28 protein-coding genes are annotated in these 22,755 nt (G+C 56.6%); 13 read left to right on the forward strand and 15 right to left on the reverse strand.

The genetic code is table 11. The features are described 5' to 3' along the window. Positions 1–190 precede the first annotated feature (190 nt). The 3 genes from AC2FFH_RS07330 to AC2FFH_RS07340 all read right to left on the reverse strand — a co-directional run bounded on the left by AC2FFH_RS07330 (position 191) and on the right by AC2FFH_RS07340 (position 3,537). Positions 191–868, reverse strand: coding sequence for a DUF2971 domain-containing protein (locus AC2FFH_RS07330; RefSeq protein WP_496844095.1), 678 nt, complete (start codon positions 866–868; stop codon positions 191–193). Continuing rightward, positions 865–2,823, reverse strand: coding sequence for a DNA topoisomerase IV subunit B (gene parE / locus AC2FFH_RS07335; protein ID WP_496844096.1), 1,959 nt, complete (start codon positions 2,821–2,823; stop codon positions 865–867). Before parE ends, AC2FFH_RS07330 begins: the two co-directional genes overlap by 4 nt. 159 nt (positions 2,824–2,982) lie before the next feature. Further along, positions 2,983–3,537, reverse strand: coding sequence for an NYN domain-containing protein (locus AC2FFH_RS07340; RefSeq protein ID WP_496844097.1), 555 nt, complete (start codon positions 3,535–3,537; stop codon positions 2,983–2,985). Between the two features lie 190 nt (positions 3,538–3,727). Here AC2FFH_RS07340 and AC2FFH_RS07345 point away from each other — a divergent pair, with 190 nt between their 5' ends. Further along, positions 3,728–4,336 carry a carboxymuconolactone decarboxylase family protein gene (locus AC2FFH_RS07345; RefSeq protein ID WP_496844098.1) on the forward strand — a complete coding sequence of 203 codons (609 nt, stop codon included), beginning with the start codon at positions 3,728–3,730 and terminating at the stop codon, positions 4,334–4,336. Between the two features lie 6 nt (positions 4,337–4,342). Here AC2FFH_RS07345 and AC2FFH_RS07350 read toward each other — a convergent pair whose 3' ends face one another. Further along, positions 4,343–5,218, reverse strand: a complete 876-nt coding sequence (locus AC2FFH_RS07350; protein WP_496844099.1) for an alpha/beta fold hydrolase — start codon at positions 5,216–5,218, stop codon at positions 4,343–4,345. A 126-nt stretch (positions 5,219–5,344) separates the two neighbouring features. On the opposite strand from AC2FFH_RS07350, the gene ppk2 reads away from it, so the two are divergent. Together ppk2 and AC2FFH_RS07360 are read left to right on the forward strand one after the other, a co-directional pair. Further along, complete coding sequence (gene ppk2 / locus AC2FFH_RS07355) at positions 5,345–6,268, forward strand: polyphosphate kinase 2 (RefSeq protein WP_496844100.1); 924 nt, start codon at positions 5,345–5,347, stop codon at positions 6,266–6,268. 105 nt (positions 6,269–6,373) lie between these two features. After that, positions 6,374–7,738 (forward strand): MATE family efflux transporter, encoded by a 1,365-nt coding sequence (locus AC2FFH_RS07360; RefSeq protein ID WP_496766881.1) that lies wholly within the window; start codon positions 6,374–6,376, stop codon positions 7,736–7,738. Between the two features lie 11 nt (positions 7,739–7,749). Here the strand turns inward: AC2FFH_RS07360 and AC2FFH_RS07365 are convergent, their stop codons facing one another. Both AC2FFH_RS07365 and AC2FFH_RS07370 read right to left on the reverse strand, forming a co-directional pair. Continuing rightward, the gene (locus AC2FFH_RS07365; protein WP_496766882.1) at positions 7,750–8,151 is read right to left on the reverse strand and encodes a hypothetical protein; all 402 of its coding nucleotides are present in this window, start codon (positions 8,149–8,151) and stop codon (positions 7,750–7,752) included. A gap of 10 nt (positions 8,152–8,161) precedes the next feature. Then, a complete protein-coding gene (locus tag AC2FFH_RS07370; RefSeq protein ID WP_496766883.1) occupies positions 8,162–9,364 on the reverse strand; it encodes a pyridoxal phosphate-dependent aminotransferase in 1,203 nt (400 codons plus the stop codon). A gap of 91 nt (positions 9,365–9,455) precedes the next feature. Between AC2FFH_RS07370 and AC2FFH_RS07375 the strand changes: the two genes are divergently transcribed. The 3 genes from AC2FFH_RS07375 (at position 9,456) to AC2FFH_RS07385 (ending at position 10,678) form a co-directional block, all read left to right on the forward strand. Continuing rightward, positions 9,456–9,848, forward strand: coding sequence for a helix-turn-helix domain-containing protein (locus AC2FFH_RS07375; protein ID WP_496766884.1), 393 nt, complete (start codon positions 9,456–9,458; stop codon positions 9,846–9,848). Between the two features lie 44 nt (positions 9,849–9,892). Next, complete coding sequence (locus tag AC2FFH_RS07380; protein WP_496777586.1) at positions 9,893–10,102, forward strand: FAD assembly factor SdhE; 210 nt, start codon at positions 9,893–9,895, stop codon at positions 10,100–10,102. A 78-nt stretch (positions 10,103–10,180) separates the two neighbouring features. Continuing rightward, entirely contained in the window at positions 10,181–10,678 is a 498-nt protein-coding gene (locus AC2FFH_RS07385; RefSeq protein ID WP_282169244.1) for a MarR family winged helix-turn-helix transcriptional regulator, read from the forward strand. Here the strand turns inward: AC2FFH_RS07385 and AC2FFH_RS07390 are convergent, their stop codons facing one another. The 3 genes from AC2FFH_RS07390 to AC2FFH_RS07400 are packed head-to-tail and all read right to left on the reverse strand — an operon-like array spanning position 10,679 to position 12,527. After that, complete coding sequence (locus AC2FFH_RS07390) at positions 10,679–11,401, reverse strand: DUF1194 domain-containing protein (protein ID WP_496844101.1); 723 nt, start codon at positions 11,399–11,401, stop codon at positions 10,679–10,681. Beyond that, complete coding sequence (locus AC2FFH_RS07395; protein ID WP_496844102.1) at positions 11,398–12,102, reverse strand: DUF1194 domain-containing protein; 705 nt, start codon at positions 12,100–12,102, stop codon at positions 11,398–11,400. Before AC2FFH_RS07395 ends, AC2FFH_RS07390 begins: the two co-directional genes overlap by 4 nt. Further along, the gene (locus AC2FFH_RS07400; protein WP_496844104.1) at positions 12,099–12,527 is read right to left on the reverse strand and encodes a VOC family protein; all 429 of its coding nucleotides are present in this window, start codon (positions 12,525–12,527) and stop codon (positions 12,099–12,101) included. Before AC2FFH_RS07400 ends, AC2FFH_RS07395 begins: the two co-directional genes overlap by 4 nt. Positions 12,528–12,702: 175 nt before the next feature. Between AC2FFH_RS07400 and thyX the strand changes: the two genes are divergently transcribed. Next, positions 12,703–13,614 carry an FAD-dependent thymidylate synthase gene (thyX, locus tag AC2FFH_RS07405; RefSeq protein ID WP_496723627.1) on the forward strand — a complete coding sequence of 304 codons (912 nt, stop codon included), beginning with the start codon at positions 12,703–12,705 and terminating at the stop codon, positions 13,612–13,614. Positions 13,615–13,843: 229 nt separating this feature from the next. Here thyX and AC2FFH_RS07410 read toward each other — a convergent pair whose 3' ends face one another. Continuing rightward, positions 13,844–14,050: a cold-shock protein gene (locus AC2FFH_RS07410; RefSeq protein ID WP_010439113.1), complete on the reverse strand. Its 207-nt coding sequence runs from the start codon at positions 14,048–14,050 to the stop codon at positions 13,844–13,846. A gap of 215 nt (positions 14,051–14,265) precedes the next feature. On the opposite strand from AC2FFH_RS07410, the gene AC2FFH_RS07415 reads away from it, so the two are divergent. Together AC2FFH_RS07415 and AC2FFH_RS07420 are read left to right on the forward strand one after the other, a co-directional pair. Beyond that, positions 14,266–14,583 (forward strand): ArsC/Spx/MgsR family protein, encoded by a 318-nt coding sequence (locus tag AC2FFH_RS07415; protein WP_496723625.1) that lies wholly within the window; start codon positions 14,266–14,268, stop codon positions 14,581–14,583. 39 nt (positions 14,584–14,622) lie between these two features. Then, entirely contained in the window at positions 14,623–14,991 is a 369-nt protein-coding gene (locus AC2FFH_RS07420) for a hypothetical protein (protein WP_496723624.1), read from the forward strand. Position 14,992: 1 nt separating this feature from the next. Here the strand turns inward: AC2FFH_RS07420 and AC2FFH_RS07425 are convergent, their stop codons facing one another. The 5 genes from AC2FFH_RS07425 to thrS all read right to left on the reverse strand — a co-directional run bounded on the left by AC2FFH_RS07425 (position 14,993) and on the right by thrS (position 19,677). After that, positions 14,993–15,511 (reverse strand): DoxX family membrane protein, encoded by a 519-nt coding sequence (locus tag AC2FFH_RS07425; protein ID WP_282169248.1) that lies wholly within the window; start codon positions 15,509–15,511, stop codon positions 14,993–14,995. Beyond that, complete coding sequence (locus AC2FFH_RS07430; protein WP_496766889.1) at positions 15,508–16,269, reverse strand: HvfC/BufC family peptide modification chaperone; 762 nt, start codon at positions 16,267–16,269, stop codon at positions 15,508–15,510. The genes AC2FFH_RS07425 and AC2FFH_RS07430 overlap by 4 nt, the downstream gene beginning before the upstream one ends. Further along, on the reverse strand, positions 16,266–17,123 hold the full coding sequence (bufB, locus tag AC2FFH_RS07435; protein WP_496766890.1) for an MNIO family bufferin maturase: 858 nt from the start codon (positions 17,121–17,123) through the stop codon (positions 16,266–16,268). Before bufB ends, AC2FFH_RS07430 begins: the two co-directional genes overlap by 4 nt. A 70-nt stretch (positions 17,124–17,193) precedes the next feature. Next, complete coding sequence (locus AC2FFH_RS07440; RefSeq protein ID WP_058275886.1) at positions 17,194–17,496, reverse strand: BufA1 family periplasmic bufferin-type metallophore; 303 nt, start codon at positions 17,494–17,496, stop codon at positions 17,194–17,196. Positions 17,497–17,718: 222 nt separating this feature from the next. Continuing rightward, positions 17,719–19,677 carry a threonine--tRNA ligase gene (thrS, locus tag AC2FFH_RS07445; protein ID WP_496844106.1) on the reverse strand — a complete coding sequence of 653 codons (1,959 nt, stop codon included), beginning with the start codon at positions 19,675–19,677 and terminating at the stop codon, positions 17,719–17,721. Between the two features lie 195 nt (positions 19,678–19,872). Between thrS and AC2FFH_RS07450 the strand changes: the two genes are divergently transcribed. The 4 genes from AC2FFH_RS07450 to AC2FFH_RS07465 are packed head-to-tail and all read left to right on the forward strand — an operon-like array spanning position 19,873 to position 22,674. Continuing rightward, positions 19,873–20,622, forward strand: coding sequence for an alpha/beta fold hydrolase (locus AC2FFH_RS07450; RefSeq protein ID WP_496782564.1), 750 nt, complete (start codon positions 19,873–19,875; stop codon positions 20,620–20,622). Next, a complete protein-coding gene (locus tag AC2FFH_RS07455; RefSeq protein ID WP_496777600.1) occupies positions 20,619–21,614 on the forward strand; it encodes an alpha/beta hydrolase in 996 nt (331 codons plus the stop codon). Before AC2FFH_RS07450 ends, AC2FFH_RS07455 begins: the two co-directional genes overlap by 4 nt. Then, the gene (locus tag AC2FFH_RS07460) at positions 21,614–22,042 is read left to right on the forward strand and encodes a VOC family protein (protein WP_496777798.1); all 429 of its coding nucleotides are present in this window, start codon (positions 21,614–21,616) and stop codon (positions 22,040–22,042) included. Before AC2FFH_RS07455 ends, AC2FFH_RS07460 begins: the two co-directional genes overlap by 1 nt. Before the next feature lie 17 nt (positions 22,043–22,059). Beyond that, positions 22,060–22,674: a hypothetical protein gene (locus AC2FFH_RS07465; protein ID WP_496766895.1), complete on the forward strand. Its 615-nt coding sequence runs from the start codon at positions 22,060–22,062 to the stop codon at positions 22,672–22,674. Positions 22,675–22,755 lie beyond the last annotated feature (81 nt).

Genomic DNA, 22,755 nt, shown 5'->3' on the forward strand with positions numbered 1-22,755 from the left:
AAATGTCGTTCTTCGATGACAATTGCGCGCAAGTGTGAACGGGATCAACGGGTTAGGCAAGGGGGGTGTTGGGGAGGCTTGAGCAGATGCTCTAAACAATCCATCCAATGCTTGATGCAAAGCACCATGTACGCGCCCACCTATTTCGCGCGTGGCGTGTTACAATGCGATGAACCCCAACTAACAGGGGTTACTTTGCAAGGTTGGCTGACTTTTGCTCAACAATTTTGAAGTTTCGAAATGATGCTCGGGCTGTTTTTATATCGACACCATCGTAGCCAGATAAAGCGCTTTCAAACTGATTAGATTCAAGTTCTGAATTGGCTCCTATTATAACTTCCCTAAGCCGTAATCCGTCTTGAAAGTTTATAAAAAACAGAGGTTTGCCAAGGGACTTTTGTATCACTTCTTTCTTCGAAAGAGTGACGAATACTCGGTGTTCATTCTCGTATTTCCAGTGCTTACTCTTAGTTCTCTGGGCATATCGGATTTCGGCAGTGCGTTCTTTTCCGCGTCTACGGGCCTTGGGGTCGATTTCGCGAAAACTATCTTTGTAGTTAATCTTAGTTACTTCGCAAGAAACGTCGAACCCATAACATACACCTTTATGTCTTTGGGCGTAATGTCCCCACATGGTGGGGACATCCCATGTTCTGCTAAGAGAAATAAATCCAGCTTGCTGAGACACCTCGGCGATGCTCTTACGCCATATACACCTGAACTCCCTATCGTCACCGAAATCAAATGGCATCATTTCGAAGACGTCGTTTACTTCATCATAAAACGAAATCTTCAGGTGGCGTTTTTCTACGTTTTCTAGTGCAAAGTCTGGGCCTGTAAAGTAGTACAAACGCTTGGGTTTACTCAAACATCCAACTCCTCCACAAACCGCGCGTTCTCCTGAATGTACTGGAACCGCAGTTCGGGTTTTTTGCCCATCAGGCGCTCGACCAGATCGCCGGTCTCGCCGGGTTCGTCCTCGTCGATGGTGACGCGGATCAATTTCCGGGACGCGGGGTCCATCGTGGTCTCTTTCAGGTCCTTGGCGTCCATTTCGCCCAGACCTTTGAAGCGGGAAACGTCGATCTTGCCCTTGCCGCCCAGACCTTTCTCAAGCCACTCATCGCGCTCGGCCTCGTCCAGACAGTAAACCCGTTTGGCGCCTTGGGTCAGGCGATAGAGGGGCGGGCAGGCCAGGTACAGGTGGCCCGCGTCAATCATCGGGCGCATCTGGGTAAAGAAGAACGTCATCAGCAGCGCCGCGATATGCGCCCCGTCCACATCCGCGTCGGTCATGATGATGATTTTGTCATAACGCAGGTCGTCGACGTTGAACTTGGTGCCAAGTCCCACACCCAGCGCTTGGGTCAGATCGTTGATCTCGGCATTGGTGCCCAGTTTCGAACTGGCCGCGCCCAGCACGTTCAGGATCTTGCCGCGCAGGGGCAAAAGGGCCTGCGTTTTGCGGTTTCGGCCCATTTTTGCAGAACCGCCCGCAGAATCTCCTTCGACGATGAATAATTCTGTTCCGTCGCGTGTTGAACTAGAACAGTCCACCAACTTGCCGGGAAGACGAAGTTTTTTAGTGGCGGACTTACGTTGTGTTTCTTTCTCGGCGCGTCGGCGCAGACGTTCTTCGGACCTCAGAATGAGGAAATCGAGAATAGCACCGGCGGATTTCGTGTCCGCGGCCAGCCAGTTATCGAAATGGTCGCGGACCGAATTTTCCACCAGCCGTTGTGCCTCGACCGTGGCCAGACGGTCTTTGGTCTGGCCCACGAATTCCGGTTCACTGATGAAGCAAGACACCAGCGCGCAGCCGCCGGTGATCAGGTCGTCGCGGGTGATCTGGGCGGCCTTCTTGTTGTTGATCAGCTCGCCGTAAGCCTTGATCCCTTTCAGGACCGCAGCCCAGAAACCTGCCACATGGGTACCGCCTTCGGGGGTGGGGACAGTGTTACAGTAGGACTGGATGAACCCGTCGCGCGAGGGCGTCCAGTTGATCGCCCATTCGACCTTGCCGGGGGTGCCGAACTTTTCCCGAAAGTCCACGGTGCCTGCAAAAGGTTGCTCGGCATAGGTGGACGAGCCGTTCATCGTTTCCTTCAGGTAGTCCGATAGACCGCCGGGAAAGTGGAAGCTGGCCTCGGTTGGCGTTTCGCCGTCGTCGATATGGGATTTCCAGCGAATTTCGACGCCCGAGAACAGGTAGGCCTTGGAGCGGATGGATTTGAACAGCCGCGCCGGTTTGAACTTGTGGTGGCCAAAGATCTCTTCATCTGCGTGGAATGTCACAGTGGTGCCGCGCCGGTTGGGTGCCGCGCCGACTTTTTCGACAGGGCCCAGAGGGATGCCGCGTGAAAAGCGCTGTTCGAACAGCTGTTTGTCACGCGCCACCTGAACGACCATCGAATCCGACAGCGCGTTCACAACCGACGCACCCACACCGTGCAGACCGCCCGAGGTCTGATAGGCCTTGCCCGAGAATTTACCGCCCGCGTGTAGGGTGCAGAGGATCACCTCTAGCGCTGATTTGTCGGGAAATTTCGGATGCGGATCGATCGGAATGCCGCGCCCGTTGTCGCGCACGGTCAGGGCGTAATCTGCGTGCAGCTCAACCTCGATCCGGTTGGCGTGGCCCGCGACCGCTTCGTCCATCGAGTTGTCGAGGATTTCGGCCACCATATGGTGCAAAGCACGTTCATCGGTGCCGCCAATATACATGCCGGGGCGTTTGCGGACCGGTTCCAGACCTTCAAGCACCTCGATTGAGGAGGCGTCATAGGTATTGGTCGCTTCTGGCGTCAACAGATCGTCGGGCATGGGTGCTGCTCTTGTTTTTGGGTTTGGCCCCATTATGGCAGGGGATGTGGTCCGGGGGAAGGGGCGCGCGAAGTGTTGTGTGCGGTTTGTCGGCTATGGTGCGCCGTGATTGGGAGCTGAGGTTGAAACGCTACATGTTTGACCCAGCTGGAACCATGGTCACAACGCCAGCCAGAGAGCCCCATTCCGATAACCACCCTGCACAAGCTCTTTGGCCTGCAGCACATCCGGATAATCGTCAACCCAATCGCGAAAACGGTCATTTGTGACAATGGTAGCACTTAGGTCGCGAGCGACCTGTAGAACAAGCGGGTCGGCTGGCGTTCCCTTGGGGGCGACCATAACGCGGTCAACGGGCAACCCAAGCAATGAGGCAAGGGCTTTGTCGTTCATGTAGCGATCCGAGATTTTGTAGCCGACATTTGCATCGAACACGACGCCGGGAGTCAGGCCGGAGGTGGTCAAAGCGTCGACAACTTCGCGCACGGTGGCAATGTCCGGAATGCCCTCTCGCCAGTGCAAAATATTTGATCCATCAACTACGGCCCAGTTCTTCGGGGCTTTCGATCTGCGCAACCATTTTCCAAGCAGCAATATCGCGCTTGCGATGGTGCAAGGCCCCGCGACCATTGCCCAATCAGAAAGAGCAGGGTGGAACAGTGCCGCAAACAGGCCGCAGATTGACAGGACAAACAAGAACAGAGGAAGGCGCATCGCTGAAAAATCAAAATTGTGAAACGGGGGGTCGGCAGTTCTTTATCAGGTGGCGGTGGAGAATGCCCAGAGCGATCTCATTGCAGTCAGTTGAAATGTTCCAGGTAGACGTTGCCGCCAAGGCCTCGCACTTTTCCTGCATTCTGTTTAGGTTTGGCTGCAAAAGCAAATGGATACCGGAGGCAAAGAGATGAGCTGGATCAGAACCATCCCTTTTGATGAAGCAACAGGAAAACTCAGGAAACTGTACGACCGTGTTACGGGCCCCGGCAACAACGTCGACAACATCATGATGGTGCATTCCTTGCGGCCACATTCGATGGAAGGTCACATGGCCATGTACAAGAACGTGCTGCACCATTCGGCCAACACGATCCCGAAGTGGTTTCTTGAAGTGCTGGGCGTATGGGTCAGCGCACTGAACAAATGCAGTTATTGTGTTGAGCACCATTACAGCGGCCTGCAGCGCTTGTTGGGCGATCCGAAGCGTAGTCAGGCAATTCGCGCGGCGATTGAGGCAGGCGAACCGGAGGGTGCTCCGTTGGATGCGGCCCAGATCGAGGCGATGCACTATGCGCGCAAACTGACCGAGGCCCCGTCGGAGTTGAAACAGCAAGACGTGGAAGCCCTGCGCACGGCCGGATGGGACGATGGTGAGATCCTCGAAATCAATCAGGTCTGCGCGTATTTTTCTTATGCGAACCGGACCGTTTTGGGGCTGGGGTGTTCAACGGATGGCGACATATTGGGCCTGTCGCCCAACAACTCGGATGACCCGGCGGATTGGGGGCACCGGTAACCGGATTTAGCGCGCCATCCAACCAAGGATTGCCTGCGCCACCGCTTTGGGTTGTTGGTGATGCAGCCAGTGATCAGCGTTCGGAATGTCGATGCGCGTCAGGTCCGGTGCGTAGTCTTCCAGCCCCTCAGTCGATTCTGGCAGCAACGCCTTGTCTTCACGCCCCCACAGCAACAGGTGGGGGCAGCGAACCATCAACCGGTCCTTCGGCAACTCTGGCAGATCCGTGCGCGGTGCGCCGGGTTTCGCAACCACCAGCGGTGACGCCCGGTACCAGTTCAGCATAGTCTCCAGCCGCCCGGGCCGGGCCCATTCTGTACGATAGACCTGCATTTGCTGGTCCGTCAGCCAGTCTGTACCCATCCCGAAACGAAAGAACTGTTCGAGCTTGGAGAAATTGTCCGCCGACAAACGCTCTGCCGCGTCAGGTGCGCGCAGGGCATTGATGTATTGCGAAGCCTCGGATTGCGCGCCTCCTGCGGCCATGGCCCGTTGGAAGGGCGCTGGGTGAACGCCGTTGGCGATGATCAACCGGTCCACCAGATCAGGGCGGAACATGGCCAAACCATAGGCCACGGACGCTCCCCAATCGTGGCCAAGAACAAAAAACGGACGGGCGAACCCCTCAATCAGCGTCACCATATCCGAGACCAGTCGCGACAGGGCATAATGGCCAACGCCTTCCGGCGCCCAGCTTTGCCCGTAACCGCGTTGATCGGGGGCGATGCAATGAAAGTCGGAGGACAAATGCGGGGCCAGGTCCTGCCACGCGCCGCTATATTCGGGAAACCCGTGAAGCATCAACAAGGGCGGAAGGTCGGGGTCCCCCCAGCTGCGCAGTAGGAACCTCTGGCCGTTAAGATCAATGAACTTGTTTTCCATAGCCGAAGCCCTTTGTTGTACCTGAAGCACACGCCCAGAAAGATGTAGAAATTTGACACCAATCAAAGCGTGTTTTTCACCCGACTGCTAGGCGTTTTTCCGGACAGTGAGACAAGGAGAACCTGAATGGAAGTAGTGACGCAGATCGAGGATGTGCAAGACCCTGCCAACCTGTCGGCGATAGCCAAAACCTCACCGACCGAGCCAAGCCCCGAGAGAATTCGTCAAGCCTTTGAAAGCGGCAAATATCCTTATGATCGCAAGATGGCGCGCAAAGCGTATGAGGCGGAAAAGGCGAAGCTGCAGGCAGAATTGCTGAAGGTGCAGCTGTGGGCGCAGGAAACCGGGCAGCGATTTGTCCTGCTGTTCGAGGGCAGGGACGCCGCGGGCAAAGGTGGAACGATCAAACGCTTTATGGAGCACCTGAACCCACGCCAAGCGCGTGTCGTTGCCCTGAACAAGCCCACCTGGGAAGAGAAGGGGCAGTGGTACTATCAGCGTTATGTTCAGGAATTGCCCACTGTGGGTGAAATGGTTTTCTACGACCGATCCTGGTACAACCGCGCCGGGGTTGAACGGGTGATGGGTTTCTGTTCGCCCAACGAATATCTCGAGTTCATGCGTCAAACGCCCGAGCTGGAGCGGATGCTGGTGCGCTCGGGCATCCAACTTTACAAATACTGGTTCTCGGTCACGCAACCCGAACAGCAACGCCGGTTCAAAAGCCGCGAAACCGATCCTCTGAAACAGTGGAAACTGTCACCGATCGACAAAGCGAGCCTTGATAAATGGGACGATTATACCGAGGCCAAAGAGGCGATGTTCTTCTATACCGATACCGCCGACGCCCCGTGGACCATCGTGAAATCGAACGACAAAAAGCGCGCGCGCCTGAACTGCATGCGCCACTTTCTGTCCACGCTGGAGTATCCGGACAAGAACCATGAAATCGTCGACAGCCCTGATCCCTTGATCGTCGGGCAGGCACATCACGTGATCCAGCATTCGGAACATATTCTGGGCAATTCACTGCATCCTGAAACGGTGTGACAATAGTCCTCTTAGGTAACATTTGAACCTGCGGGTGTAGTCTCAAGGTGAAATTTCGTCGTTCGCCTCTTGTCCCGGCCTCGGGCCGGGCATAAGGCTGTTCGGATGAGTAAGGTGATGACATATGGTGGCCACTTCCGGGCCATTTCTGTGCTGGGCCTGCCGCTGATCGGCGGGCACCTGGCCCAATTTGCTATTGGGCTGACGGATACAGTCATGCTGGGTTGGTACGGTGTCGAGGCGCTGGCCGCCGTGACCCTGGCCAGCAGCTATTTCTTTGTGTTGTTCCTGTTTGGGGCCGGATTCGGTTTGGCCGTCATGCCGATGGTGGCGACGGCTGCGGCTGAAGAAGACGAAACAAGTATTCGCCGTACAACGCGCATGGGGTTGTGGTTGTCGCTTATCTATGCGGCCGTCATGATGCCAATGCTCTGGTGGTCGTACCCTATTTTCCTTGCGTTGAAGCAGGACCCGCAAGTCGCTGAAACCGCGTCCCAGTACCTCAGGGTTGCTGGGTGGGGCCTAATTCCGGCGCTTTTGGTGATGGTGCTGAAATCCTATCTGGCCGCGTTGGAGCGAACACAGATCGTTTTGTGGATCACCGTGGCCGCGGCAGTCGTCAACGCGATCACCAACTATGCCCTGATCTTCGGCAATTGGGGCGCCCCAGAACTGGGTGTGATGGGTGCCGCCATCGCGTCGGTTGTCACTCAGATCGTATCGTTGGTTTGCGTGGTGATTTACGCCATGCGCGTTTTGCCCGAACATAGCCTGTTCCAACGGTTCTGGCGCCCGGATTGGGAGATGTTTCTGAGCGTTCTCCGCCTTGGCGTCCCGATTGGCCTGACAACCCTGTCCGAGGTCAGCCTGTTCGCAATGTCAGCGATCATGATGGGCTGGCTGGGTCAGGTTCCGCTGGCGGCACATGGCATTGCACTTAATTTGGCATCCGCGACGTTCATGGTGCATCTGGGGTTGTCAAACGCTGCGACGATCCGGGCAGGGAATGCGTTGGGCCGGAAAGATAGGCCGCATCTGGAACGCGGCGCGATTGCGGTGACGGGGATGTCTTTGGTGATCTCGGTCCTGACTGTCATCCTGTTCCTAGCCTATGCCGAGCCTTTGATTTCCCTGTTCATGGAACCGGATGACCCGCAGCGTCCGGAAATCCTGATGATCGGTACAGGCCTGCTGGCCATGGCGGCTTTGTTCCAATTGGTGGACGGGGCACAGGTCATTGCGCTTGGCCTCCTGCGTGGGTTGCAGGATGCAAAGATCCCGATGGTCATGGCCGCGCTCAGCTATTGGGGCGTAGGGATCACGTCGTCGTATTACTTTGGCTTCGTATTGGGCATGGACGGAATCGGGGTATGGCTTGGCCTTGTTCTGGGCCTGGCCTGCGCAGCGGTTATGCTAATGGCGCGGTTCTGGATGCGCTCGGTCCGCGAGGTCGGGGTGCCCGCCGAGTAAGATTCGGCGGGTCAGTCTTTGCTGAAGCGGTCTGCCTTTTTTCGCACCAGGACAGAGCGTAGATCATGCATGGCCAGCAGCAACCGGTCGGTTACGTCTTCAAGCTGCTCTGGTGTTGCCTTGGATTGCGCCCATTGCGTGGTGAGGTTCAGATAATCGACAGCCCGATGAATGTCGTCGATGTCGCGCTGGGCCAGCAACGCTTTTCGCGCCTCCATCCAACGGGCAATCTCAGCCTTGTCGGCGTCGGACAACGTGCGTTGGCCTTGCGATTTCACCTCGCCATTGCGGATGTTGATGACCGCAATCTGATCCATCTCGATCCGGCGCTGGCGGTTTTCAGTGTCGATCCTGAAAACCGCCGCACCATTTTCGCGAACGCGGAAATAATATTCGGGCAGTTCCGCCGTCATTTGCGCCTACTCAAGTCAATGATGCGCAAAAGCGCTGGATGCGGGTGCAGGCTTCGGTCAGCGCCTCGTCCGAGGTCGCATAGCTGACGCGAAAGTTTGGCGACAGGCCAAAGGCCGCACCGAACACGACGGCCACGTCCACCTCTTCCAGCAAAGCGGTGGCAAACGCCTCATCCGAGTCGATCACAGTGCCTGCAGGGGTGGTTTTGCCAATCAACCCGGCAATGGACGGATAGACATAGAACGCGCCTTCGGGTGTCGGGCAGCTGATGCCGTCGATATCGTTCAACATGCGCACAACAAGATCACGGCGGCGTTTGAACGTTTCGTTGTTGGGGGCCAGGAAGGACTGAGTGCCGTTCAGTGCCTCCACCGCCGCCCATTGGCTGACCGAGCAGGGGTTCGAGGTCGATTGCGATTGAATCTTGCGCATGGCGGCGATGACCTCGACCGGTCCTGCCGCGTAACCTATGCGCCACCCAGTCATGGCGTAGGCCTTGGAGACACCGTTGCAGGTCAGCGTCCGGTCATAAAGGCGGGGCTCGACTTCGGCCGGGGTGCAAAATTCGAACCCGTCATAGGCCAGATGTTCATACATGTCGTCGGACATGACCCAGACATGCGGATGACGCATCAGAACATCGGTCAGTTCTTTCAGCTCTTCACGGCTATAGCCTGCACCAGTGGGGTTCGACGGTGAGTTGAAGATAAGCCATTTGGTCTTTGGCGTGATCGCAGCCTCAAGCTGATCTGCAGTGAGTTTGAAGTTGGTCTGGATCGAAGTTTCCGCGATTACCGGAGTGCCCCCGGCCAAAAGCACCATGTCGGGATAGCTAACCCAATAGGGTGCAGGGATCACAACTTCATCGCCCTCATTCATCGTAGCCATCAGGGCATTGTACAAAGTTTGCTTGCCGCCGGTGCCGACCGAAATCTGCGCGGGCGTGTAATCCAACCCGTGGTCACGCTTCATCTTGGCGCAGGCGGCTTGCTTCAATTCTGGGATGCCGTCAGGCGCAGTATATTTGGTTTTACCGGCCGCGATGGCCGCAACTGCTGCGTCCTTGATGTTCTGCGGAGTGTCGAAATCGGGCTCGCCCGCGCTTAGGCCGATGACATCGCGCCCGGCAGCTTTCAACTCGGCCGCTTTAGCGGTTATCGCAATGGTGGGCGATGGCTTCACGCGTGACAGTGTCGCAGAAAGGAAACTCATGGTCGGCCTCGATTTGTATGTTCAGCTTGACTGTCATAGGGTGCGCCGGAATGACGATCAAGCGATATGAATTATGGAATTGGAGAGCCCGATGAACGACGAGAATGACTGGTACGGACCGGACTCTGCGACATTCGGGGACAGGCTGGCAGGGGCACGCGAAGCGGCTGGTATGACCCAGGCCCAGATGGCCCGCAGGCTTGGCGTGAAAAAGACAACAATTGCAGCTTGGGAAAACGATCTGTCCGAACCGCGGGCGAACCGTCTTTCCATGATGGCAGGCATGGTCAACGTGTCGATCATGTGGTTGCTGACCGGTGAAGGCGAAGGCATGGATGCCCCCGTCGAAGCGGAAGAGGGCGCACCCGAGCTTGCGGATGTCGTGGCTGAGCTGCGTTCCATTCGCGGCGAGATGCGCGCCAGTGCCGAGCGGGCAGCGAAACTGGAAAAACGGCTGCGTCTGATGCTGGAGCAAGGTCGGTGAACGAACCTCGGGACGTTAGAATTAAGCGGCTGAAGATGCGATCCATGCGACGTGGGATCAAGGAAATGGATCTGATCCTGTCGGCCTATGCTGACCGAAACCTGACGGCCATGGAGCCGTCGGATCTGGATAACTATGATGCGTTGCTGCACGAAAACGACCAGGATCTTTATCAGTGGGTCACAGGGCAGGTGCAGCCGCCCGAAACCTATTCCGAATTGATATCGGACATCGCTCAGACCTTTCAAAAATAAAAGAAAACCCGGCTTAACCGATTTTTCGGGATTTCCATTCATCCTGCCTGAAACAGCGCGACTGAATCGGAGGATCGGATGAGTATGGAAATGCAGGTCTCCGCGCCGGGAACCAAAGGGTTCATGACCAGCTATCTTGAGGCACTTGCCTTGGTGGAACGGCTGCACCGGTTGCTATTGGACGTCATCAAGGACGAGTTTGAGCGTGTTGGCGTATTGGAGATCAACGCTGTGCAGGCCTTGCTTTTGTTCAATATCGGCGACCATGAAGTCACCGCGGGTGAACTGAAAAGTCGCGGGTATTATCAGGGCAGCAACGTCAGCTACAACCTGAAGAAACTGGTCGAAATGGGGTACATGCACCATCAAAGATGCGAGATCGACCGCCGATCCGTAAGGGTTCGATTGACCCCACGCGGTCGTGAGATACGCGATGTCGTATCTGAGCTGTTTTCGCGCCACGCTGAGGGGCTGCAAAATCGCGGCGTGTTGGGGCTGGAAGGCATCGATGATATCACCACATCCCTGCGGCGGGTCGAGCGGTATTGGACGGACCAAATCCGGTACATCTATTGATCAGGGGCGCAGGGTATCTGTGGCATCGGACAGGGTGAGCCCATCTAGCTCGCGTATCAGTTTTCGGGTCATTGCGTCCTCATAGGCCTCAAAGCCCAAAGCGACTTCGACGAATGCTCCGGGCCCCAGTATAACCCATTTGTTGTAATAGGCGGAAAGCTCACCGACTTGGACATAGCGTTTGTCGCCATGACTGGGATCGTCGGCTCCGATCACCAGCCCATTGATCGTGATGCCGGTGTTTTCCAGTTCGGCTTTCACGCTGCGTGGATGAGGGCCCAGATTGTGCTTGCCGTCCCCTGACAGATCCAATGTGCGTTTCCAGCAATTCGGTTGCTGCGACAGTAGATTGGCTCCGAACCGCATTGCTGACCCAACAGCCGTGCCCTGTGGTGCGTTACCCCGCGCGACGGTCTTCAATTGGTCGCTGATCCGTGCAAGATCTTGTGCCGTGCTGATCTCAGTCCAGTTTACCAACATGCGTTGATGGCGGGGCTCGCTCCATTCGTAGATCGCCAATCGCACAGGCGCGCCGATGTCGGACAGGATCAGTTGAACAACTTCAGGGCGTTGCAGGGCCGCCGCCAGACCTCCGGTTTGCATCCTATACTCGGTGCTGTCGACCGAACCGGACACGTCCAGCCCCAACGCCAGTGCTTGCCTGCATTCCGACGCGGCGGCGCTGGCGAACATGGCAAATATCGCGGCCAAGAGGCGGATCATTGATGCGCACCCTCCTTCAACGCACCGATCTGCAATCCTTTCAATTCTCGTTCCAGCTTGCGGCGCATCGCGCGCTCAAAATCTTCGAACCCTTGCGCGATTTCCAGAAACGCACCGGGGCCGTGCAGAACGTTGTTCTCGAAGAACGGGATGAGGAACAGCTCTCCTTCAAAATCAGCAGCGTTGATCACCAGCCCGTTGACCACGACGTTTTGAAAAGGAAAGTGCCGGTATGCCGAGTCCGGCCCATAGCCGTCATTGTTTGAGCCATCGCCGGACAAATCGATGGTGTTAAAAAGGCAGGGTGGCGCTTGCTGCATCAAAGTCGCGCCAAACGCCAAGGCATAACCCATTGCCGTGGCCGAGGCGCTGTCCGAGCGAACCGATTGCTGCACCGTTGAGGCGGCAACCAGCAGGTCGGCTTCGGTGTTGATCATGGTCCAGTTCAGAATAACGCGTTGGGTGGTGCGGCCGCTCCACTCATACACGGCCAGCGCGACCGGCGCGGGCGACGAAAAAAATGCCTCGACCACTTCTGGTGCGATCAATGCAGCCGCAAGACCCTGCCGTTGCAAAACGTCTTCGTTCTCGTCCACGGAAGTCGAGATATCCATAGCGAGCGCCAGTGCAAGCCGGCAGGTCTCGGCCCGAACGGGGCTGGCCAGAACGGCCAGACCCAGCGCTATCAGCCAGCTGATCACCAGCTGCCGGTGCTTTCCATGCTGGCCCAGGGCTCGGCTGGTTCCAGCGCTTTGCCGTTTTGGAGCAGTTCGACCGAGATATTATCCGGAGACCGCACAAAAGCCATGCGACCATCGCGCGGCGGGCGGTTGATAACGACGCCGTTGTCTTGCAGGTGCTGACAAACTTCGTAGATGTTATCGACGCCGTAGGCTAAGTGCCCGAAATGGCGGCTGTCGCTGGGCAGGTTATCGTCGCCGTCCCAGTTATGCGTCAGTTCGATAGGCCGGTCATCTTGCCCTGGGGGTGCCATGAAGATCAACGAAAACCGGCCCTGTTCGCTGTCATACCGGCGGGTTTCCTTCAGGCCCAGCAGTTCATAGAACGCCATCGACTTCTCCAGATCCTTCACGCGGACCATGGTGTGAAGATATGTCAGCCCCATTGTGGCTTCCTTTCTATTCAGGTGATGCGCTGCAGCTTAGCGCGCGGACCAAGCGTGTCGAGGGGCAGGGCGGACACAATTTGGAAATTGCGACGCTTGGTGCACATGTCGCGGTTCCGGTCTGGGAATTGCCGATATATAGTGGTGAGCGACTCATTGCTGGAAAGGAACTTTCATGCCGCTGTCCTCTGACCAACTGGCCGAGATCGAAGCGCAACGGGCGCAATCGCATCCAACACGCCGCGTTGTGGCTGAGGGGATGGAAGACCACCTCTATACCGCGCATCAGGTGCTGGACCACGGCTTTGTACGCGTGATTGATTACATGGGGGATGACGCAGCGATTTGTCAGGCGGCACGTGTATCTTATGGCAAGGGCACCAAATCGGTGCAGAATGACGAGGGCCTGATCCGCTATCTGATGCGGCACTGGCACTCGACCCCGTTCGAGATGTGCGAGATCAAGTTGCATGTCAAACTGCCGGTCTTTGTCGCGCGACAGTGGATTCGCCACCGGACCGCAAATGTGAATGAGTATTCTGCGCGGTATTCGATTCTGGACCGAGAGTTCTATATCCCTGCGCCGGACCATGTGGCCGCGCAGTCTGAAGTGAACAATCAGGGCCGGGGCGACGCTCTGCAAGGGGAAGAGGCGGCCCGCGTTCTTGAGATGCTCAAGGCCGATAGCGCGCGGTGCTACGACAATTATGAAGCGATGATCAACCAGGATGGTCAGCAGGGGCTGGCGCGAGAACTGGCGCGCATGAACCTGCCTGCGAATATCTACACGCAGTGGTACTGGAAGGTGGATCTGCACAACCTGTTCCATTTCCTGCGCTTGCGGGCCGATCCACATGCTCAGTACGAAATCCGCGTTTACGCCGACATGATGTGCAAGATCGTCGCCGACTGGGTGCCCTTCGCGTATAGAGCGTTCGAAGATTACCGTTTGGGCGCGGTCAACCTTTCGGCGCAGATGGTTGATAGCCTGCGGCGCATGTTGGCCGGCGAAGCCGTGACGCAGGAAAACTCGGGCATGACAACACGGGAATGGCGCGAGTTCGAGGCAGTCATTCGCGAGGGTTAAAACCGACAAGACTCTTTCTTCTGATGTCATGATGCCATTTCGAGCGGTTCATGACATCAGTCATCAATGTTATGTGTGAACGCTCGGAAATCGTGGTGTTCGGCGAAAACTAAAACACTCATGCCGATTCCAAACCGACGCGAGGGTAAGGTTTCAAACCCTTGAGAATGGACAACGGCCGGAAATTGGCCGTTGGCCTGCTTTTAGTACCCGCAGATGACGGGGTGTTTTATAACGGCTTCAAATCAGAGGCCATTTGTCGGCCGTCGCGTCCGTCTTCCAACTCATACGAGACTTTCTGATTGTCAGCGAGTCCGGTCAGACCGGACCGTTCTACGGCCGAGATATGAACAAAAACGTCCTTGCCACCTTCGTCAGGGGCAATAAACCCATAGCCTTTCGTGGTATTAAACCATTTCACGGTGCCAGTTGGCATTTCCCGTGTCTCCTTCTACTTACACGTTGTCCCACAAATTGGTGGGGGCAGTGGTTGACGCAACCACAACGCATCACCGCTTCGCCCACACGACGCAGCCCGAATTGTGTGTTTCGTCTTTTTCAACATTGCACGGTGAAGTAAAAAATCAAGAATTACTGGAAGCAGCAGGCAAAAATGCCCAAAATTCATACTAGTACAGGAACGGTCCCAAAATGCGTCTATATGGCCTGAAAAATTGCGATACGTGCCGTAAGGCATTAAAAGAAATAGAAAATATAGAATTTGTAGACGTTCGGACGCAAGGTGTTCCCGATTCTGTCCTGACAGAGGCGTTTGATACGTTCGGCGAAGCTTTGCTCAATACCCGGTCAACAACTTGGCGTGGATTGGACGCGGAACAACGCACGCGACCACCTTTGGAGCTGCTGAAGGAACACCCGACTTTGATGAAGCGCCCCTTGATCGAAAATGACGGTACGTTGTCGTTGGGCTGGACCGCAAAAACCAAGGCAAGTCTTGGCGTTACCTGATTGGGCGCTTATGTGTCTGACGTAATTATGAGGGTTTAAATGCGCAACGCATCAATGATTTTGGGCGTCATTGCCGGTTTGATCGGAATGATTGTTGGCTTTTTTGGCTATGGCTATATCGAATTCATAGACCATTACGGTGAGATCGAAGGCCTTGCTGAACAAGTGGACAACGCACAGTTCATCCAGACTGCTTCCATTATTGCACCTTTGCTGGCCATCGCGGGGGGCGCAATGGCCCATGCGCGGGCTCTGATCGGTGGAATATTGCTGCTGATCTCAGCCGTCGGGATGTATTTCGCGTTTGGTTTCAACGTCTTTACGATGTTCCCGGTGGCCTTTGCCGCCGTGGCGGGCATCCTTGGGCTGGCCGCGGGAAAGCCGGACGAGCCCAAGGCACATTTCTAGTTCACTTAATGCGCAGGATTCGGTCGGCCGAGAGCGGACCTGCGCCATTAATGACGATGACGAGGAACAGGAAAGTCCACATCATGCGTTGGTCTATCAATGAGATCGCATTGTCGAACAGGCTGCCAAGTTTCACTCCGTGCCCGGTAACGTCAGTGGCGGTCTGAACCCAGATAAAACCGATCATGCCCAATGCTGCCAGGCGTGTAAGTAGGCCAACCAGCAGCAGCGCGGGCAGAACGAACTCTGCAACGGTACCTAGGAAAATCACGATACGCTGGACAATGGTCAGCTGAGAAATATCGTACAAGGCGGCTTCGGCCGCTTTTGGAAAGATCTGACCAAACGCGCCTGCAGACGGCGAGAATATCGAACCGTCGATTTTTGTCATTGCTGAATTCCAGAAATAGAACAGCAGAACCGCGATGAACACGACCCGCGCCAGGGTCGGCGTCAACCAGCCAGAGGTCAATTCCAACCTTCCCAGGGTATTGTTGTGCAATGAGATCAGGGCAGTCATGTTGCCAGCCTTTCGATAGTCACAGAGGTTATTGCGCCGCCCTGCAAAAGCAGCGCCAGAGTGGCCCCAAGGTCAAATTCGGGGAATTCGGCAGAGGTTTGTTCAAATGCCTCGCCAATGGTAAGTCCGGCCTGAACGTGCGCGATCCAGTCCGCTCCGCCTTTGGGCAGAAAATGCGGGGCCGGGTCGAATTCGGGCCGGGTGATCAGGATATCTTCGGATCCGGGGGCAGGTTTTGGTGCACCGTCTTCTGAATTGAAGCGCCAGATCGAAAACAGCGGCCAATCTGACCGAAGAACCTTCATGGATGGCGCAAATTCCAGCTTTGCCAGAACGATCTCTTCCGGTGGGATGGCCAGCGCATCAGGCGGTGCAGGTTGGCTGTCAGCAGAGTGGTAGGACCGGCGCAGCGCCAGTTCCAGACGCGCGACGTCGGCAAGGTAGCCAAGGTGTGACAGCTGCTCCATCCCGGCAAGGAACTCCGGAAATTCCTCACCGTAGAACATCATCAGCGGTGAAGACGGGGGATGTTTGCGCAGGAAAAGCCCGGCAAGCCCATCCATGTTCTGAGATCCCAACAGCCGTGAGATCACCGGAAAGGCCTGATGCATCGCTTCGGTCAGCGAAACAGCCACGTTGTTGCGGTAAACGCTGAACCGTCGCCCGGCGGGGCGTTCTGCGGCATCCCACAAACCGTCCGGAACGGCCGCCGACGGGTCAAGCAGGGCTGCGCGGAACGTGGTTTGCGAAACGCTCATGCTGGGATGCGGTCCAGTGCCGCCTGCGCCCGATCTGCTTCAGCCCGAAGAACGGACCAGTCGGGTACGTCCGTATCCCATTCGATCAGTACGGGTTTCGGGCCGGAACGGTCCAACACGTAATCCAGCAACGTCCACACGGGATCAACGACTTCGCGACCGTGGCTGTCGATCAGCAAGGGACGACCATGGTCGTCTTCGTCTTCGTCATGACCGCCAAGGTGGATCTCGTGGACGTTGTCCAGCGGGTAGGCGTCGATGTAGCTCTGCGGCGAGAAGTCCAGATTGGTGGCCGACACAAAGACGTTGTTCACGTCCAGTAAAAGACCACATCCTGTCCGACGTGCGATTTCCCGCAGGAAGTCAGGCTCGGACCATGTACTTTCTTCAAAAGCCAAATAGCTGGATGGGTTTTCCAACAGCATTTGCCGCCCCACGGTTTCCTGAACCTGATCTATATGGGCACAGATACGCTCCAGCGTTTCGTCCGTGTAGGGCAGGGGCAGAAGATCGTTCAGGAAATGACTGTCATGGGTCGACCAGGCCAGATGCTCGGAAAAGCTGGCCGGATTCAGCCACCCCACCAAGTGTTTCAGGCGCGCCAGGTGATCGGGGTCCAAGGGGCCTTCTCCACCGATCGAGAGGCCGACGCCGTGGACGGAAATGGGGAATTTTTTAGAGAGGTGGCGCAATTGAGCCAGCGGCCTGCCGCCATCACCCATGTAGTTTTCGGCATGGATCTCAAGCCAGCTGACCGGATGCGCATGGTCCAGAATCTGGTCGTAATGCTGGGGTTTATACCCGACGCCCGGTGCCGCGGGCAGTCTGTTCGATCGAAGTGAACTATCCAGCATGTGCAAATCCTCCGGTCACGAAAAGAGGCGGGCGATAGGGCCCGCCCCTCCGATTCTCAGATGCTTGGGCTTATGCCGGCAGGTCGCGCTCCAGCGGTTCCAGCGAACCTTCGCGCGCTGCACCATCTGCCGACTTGGGCAGTTCGATATCGGCGCAGGTTCCAGCGTCGACCAAGGTCCAGGCATTGCCCTGATAGTCAACGGTCGAGGTGCCCGCGCAGGTGGTGCCGGGGCCAGCGGCACAGTCGTTCTGACCGGCCAGCGAAACGCCATAGCATTTTTCTTTGGCTTGTGCGGAGGCGGTTGTGGCGACGCCAGATACGGCTGCTGCAACTGCGCTTGCGATAACCAGGGTTTTTGCGGTGTTCGACATCTCGGTAATCCCTTTTGATGACTGCGTATGTCTTCTTGTGACAATGACAAAGGTAGTAGCTAAATCGGGGCAGGTGAATTCACGAGCCCGTGTCTCACAACCCCGTCAAAGAGCGTAATGCCCTCTTGAAGGTTAACAAACTGTTTTTGAAATGAAAAATTGAAAATGTTTCAATCCGGCCTCTAATTCGAGGCCGGATTTCGTGCAAATTATCGCCGAATGTTACAGAAGGTCGGGCGGGGTAGCCGCCAAAGACAACTCTTTTGTTACAGCCTCAAGCGATTGAACCTGTGTCTGTTTTTCGCCAAGGCGGCGCACACTTACCGTACGCTCGTCAACTTCGCGGTGACCGACGGCCAGAATGATCGGCACCTTGCCGACCGAGTGCTCCCGGACCTTGTAGTTGATCTTTTCGTTGCGAATATCCGCCTCGGCACGCACGCCCGCGGCCTTCAGCGTTTCGACAACTTCCAATACATAGTCATCCGCCTCTGACGTAATCGAGGCGACCACGACCTGTCGCGGGGCCAACCAGAACGGCAACTTGCCAGCGTGCTCTTCGATCAGGATTCCTATGAAGCGTTCGAACGAGCCCAGTGTCGCCCGGTGCAGCATGAACGGACGATGCTTTGCGCCATCGGCTCCGATAAAGTTTGCATCCAGACGTTCGGGCAAGTTGGGATCAACTTGCAGGGTGCCGCACTGCCATGTCCGGCCGATCGCGTCGGTCAGAGTGAATTCCAGCTTGGGGCCATAAAACGCGCCTTCGCCTTCCAGAACCTCATAGTCATAGCCCGCTGCCTTACAGGCATCCCCCAGCGCCTTTTCGACCAGATCCCAGCTTTCGTCCGATCCGATCCGTTTTTCCGGTCGAGTCGACAGTTTAATAGTCCAGTCATGGAACCCGAGGTCAGCATAGACCTTGGACAGGAACGCGATGAACTTGGCGGTCTCAGATTCGATCTGTTCCTCGGCGCAGAAGATATGGCCATCGTCCTGCGTGAAACCACGGACCCGCATGATCCCATGCAAAGCGCCCGAGGGTTCGTACCGGGCGCACGATCCAAACTCCGCCATACGCAGGGGCAGGTCGCGATAGGACTTCAGGCCTTGATTGAACACTTGCACGTGGCACGGGCAGTTCATCGGTTTCAGCGCATTGATCGCCTTTTCGCGGGCATGCTCTTCGTCCACTTCGACGATGAACATGTTCTCCTGATACTTGTCCCAGTGGCCAGACGCTTCCCACAGTTTGCGGTCTACGACCTGCGGCGTGTTCACCTCGACGTAACCGTCGCGTTCCTGCATCCGGCGCATATAGTCCTGCAGAGTGGTATAGATTTTCCAGCCATTCGGGTGCCAGAAAATCTGACCCGGTGCCTCTTCCTGCATGTGGAACAGGTTCATCTCGCGGCCCAGCTTGCGGTGGTCACGTTTGGCGGCCTCTTCCAGCATGTGCAGGTGCGCTTTCAGCTTTTCCTTGCCGGTGAAGGCCACGCCATAAATACGCTGCAGCATCGCACGCGAACTGTCGCCACGCCAATAGGCGCCAGCAATGCTCATCAGCTTGAAGGCGTCGCCCGGCAGTTGGCCGGTGTGCTGCAAGTGCGGGCCACGGCAGAGGTCCTGCCAGTGGCCGTGCCAGTACATGCGAAGCGGTTCGTCACCCGGAATGGCTTCGATCAGCTCGACTTTATAAGGCTCGTTATTGGCCTTGTAGAATTCGATTGCGCGCTGACGGTCCCAGATTTCGGTGGTGACGGGATCGCGCTTATTGATGATCTCCTTCATCTTTTTCTCGATGAGGCCGAGATCTTCGGGCGTGAACGGTTCTTCCCGGTCGAAATCATAGTACCAACCGTTGTCAATCACGGGGCCGATGGTGACCTTGGTTGCAGGCCAGATTTCCTGCACTGCACGCGCCATCACGTGCGCCAGATCGTGACGGATCAGCTCGTTGGCCTGTTCCTCATCTTTCATGGTGTGGATGGCGATCTGCGCGTCAGATTTGATGGGCCACTGCAGGTCCCAGTGCTGGCCGTTCACGGTGGCCGAGATGGCCTTTTTGGCCAATGAGTTCGAGATATCAGCAGCGACCTGAGCTGGCGTGACGCCTGCGTCATAGGATCGTGCATTGCCATCGGGAAAAGTAAGGGAGACTGGCTGTGAGTCTAGGGCCATATCGGCTCTCCTCGTCGGTTTGGCGCCCACTGAACGCCCGGTTGCGGGTTATGTGTGTTCGATCCATTTGGCAGTTGCAGCATGACCTGTCAAGCACCCAACCGCGCTGTGGTTGACGCGGCGGGAGGTTCGAATTCGGGAATTGCAGCCACCGGGCAGCCGTGCATGATGAACCCCAAAAGGAAAGAGGGCGACATGGCAGCGACGGATTTTCTGGAAACGGCGCAAGGGCGGCGGCTGGCTTATCGCAAAAGCGATGGGGCAGGGCCGACGGTTGTGTTTTTGGGCGGGCTGAAGTCTGACATGGAGGGCACCAAGGCGGTGCATCTTGAGGCTTGGGCCAAGGCGCGCGGTCAGGCATTCCTGCGGTTTGATTATTCTGGTCACGGTGAAAGTTCGGACAAGTTTGAGGACGGCTGTATCGGGGACTGGCACGATGACACTCTGGCCGCCGTGACTGAGCTGACAGTTGGGCCTTTGATTATTGTTGGGTCGTCAATGGGCGGCTGGCAGGCGCTTTTACTGGCCAAAGCGATACCGGACCGGATTGCCGGTATGGTCACAATTGCCGCGGCCCCGGATTTTACCGAGGACGGGTATTGGGCATCGTTTTCTGACACGCAAAAACAGGTGTTGGAGACCGAAGGGTATGTCGAACTGCCCTCGGACTATATGGAGCCCTACATCATCACGAAGCGTATGATCGAAGATGGAAGACAACGGCTGGTTTTGCGGGATGGAATGAACCTTCCTTTTCCGGTTCGTTTTCTGCAGGGGACTGCAGATACGGCGGTTTCCAGTGCAACCGCAATGCGTCTATTGGACCACGCCACGGGACCTGACATGCGTCTGCTGTTGGTCAAGGACGCTGACCACAGATTCTCGGACGGGCCATGCCTTGAGATCATCGAAAACGCCGTGCTTGAAGTGATGGGCGTGCAATGATCCGGGCATTCGGCAAAATTATAGGTCGTTTTCTTCTAGTGCTGGTTGCGGCTGGCGCTTTGATCTATTGGTTCGGCCCCCGCGAAGAGGTGAACCTGAATCCGACATTTGAACCCCGCAAGTTTGGCGAAGGGGTGCAGGTCTATTTCGAAAGCGTCGAGTCCACTTTCGATGACATTACTCCGGGTGTTGAGAAACGGGTTATCTGGCGAGACGGGTTCAAAGAACAGCGCACGCCGGTTTCCATCCTGTATGTGCACGGGTTTTCCGCCTCGTCCGAAGAAATTCGCCCGGTCCCCGATATGGTCGCAGAGGCTTTGGGGGCCAATCTGGTCTACACCCGCTTGCAGGGCCACGGGCGCGGTGGGGATGCAATGGCCGAAGGCACCGCCTCGGGCTGGATGCAGGATATGGCCGAAGGGTTGGCTGCCGCTCGGGCGGTGGGCGATCAGGTTGTCGTGATTTCGACCTCGACCGGCGGAACGCTGGCTGCGGCTACGGCATTGGACGACGCGCTTATAGAAAACGTAGCCGGTTTGGTCTTTGTCTCTCCGAATTTCGGAGTGAACACGCCCGGTGCCTGGATACCCGGCCTTCCATGGGCGCGCAGCTGGCTGCCATTGATCATGGGGGAAGAACGGGACGTCTCTGGCCCGGACCCGGAAAAGAACAAGTACTGGTCGTCGGTTTATCCGTGGGAGGCAGTTGTGCCTATGACCGCCTTGGTTGAGACTGTTTATGCATTGGACTTCTCGCAGGCGCGTGTCCCAGCGCTGTTCTGGTTCTCTGACGATGATCAGGTTGTGCGTCCGGACTTGACCCACAAGGTGGCCGATGCCTGGGGCGGGCCTGCAAGTGTTCAGACGGTAACGATGGGGCCGGGTGATGACCCGTCATCCCATGTGATCGCCGGACGCTTGATGTCTCCGGGGCAGACGGATGCCGCGGTCGCTGGTATTCTGGCATGGCTGAAAGAGCAGGGGATCGAATGATGGAACAGCGCGTCAGCTTAATAACGGTTGGGGTCGAGGACCCGGAAGCCGCGGCCGTGTTCTATGAAAAGATTGGCTGGAAACGTGTCGACAGCCCGGATGGTGTGATTGCCTTTGATCTGATCGGGCAGACGCTGGGGCTGTATCCTCTGCCGGCATTGGCCGATGAGATTGGTGTTGACGTGGGCACCTTGGGCCGTGGGGCGCTGACGCTTAGCTATAACTGCCGGTCAAAGGAAGATGTCGCGCAGGTTTTAAGCAAGGTTCAGGCCGCTGGCGCCGAGGTTCTTAAACCGGCCTCGGATGTGTTCTGGGGCGGGCATCACGGTTACTTCCGCGCGCCCGAGGGGACGATATGGGAGGTCGCTTTCAACCCGTTCTCACCTCTGGCCCCTGATGGGGCGTTTCGTTGGAACGGGTACGGGTAATGCGCAAGCCGGGCAGCATGTGGAGCCTTGAAACTCTTGGCCGCGTGCGCCTGTCCCGGCACTTTTTCATGCGGGATTTCCTGTATTCAGAGATTGGAAATTTCCATGAAAAACAGAACCTTCCCGACAACCCTGATCTTGCCATCGAAACTGGTCGGGCCTTTTGCCAGACGTTGCTCGACCCGTTAGAGGAAACGTTCGGACGTGTTGCCGTGCGCTCGGGCTACCGGTCGCCGTCTCTAAACCAATTTGGCAATGAAAACCGGCTGAACTGTGCCCGAAATGATAATCCGCTGGAGTGCCATATCTGGGATTGGGGCACCGGCGATTATCGGGTTGCTGGGGCGTCGATTGTCATTCCGTGGTTCGCGGATCGTTATGCGGAAGGCCGGGATTGGCGCGATCTTGCGTGGTGGATGCACGACCATCTGGAGTATTCCGAGATTTGGTTCTTTCCAAAACTTTGTGCCTTCAATCTGGTGTGGCGACCAATTCCCCTCAAGCGTATCGACAGCTACATCGCCCCGCGCGGCTGCCTGTTGCGTGCGGGCGAAAATCCGGGCGAAGACCTGAAGACTCGTCAAAGGCGCTACGCGGATTTTCCCACGTTTCGCGGTATTGCCTATCCGTGAAGTTTGACTTGCTCAGACTTATAAAACCTCTCATCTTGTTAAAAAACAAAGCCGCTCAAGAGGCTGAGACGAAGGAGGCCG

This window comes from Ruegeria sp. YTSC003, from assembly GCF_059609785.1.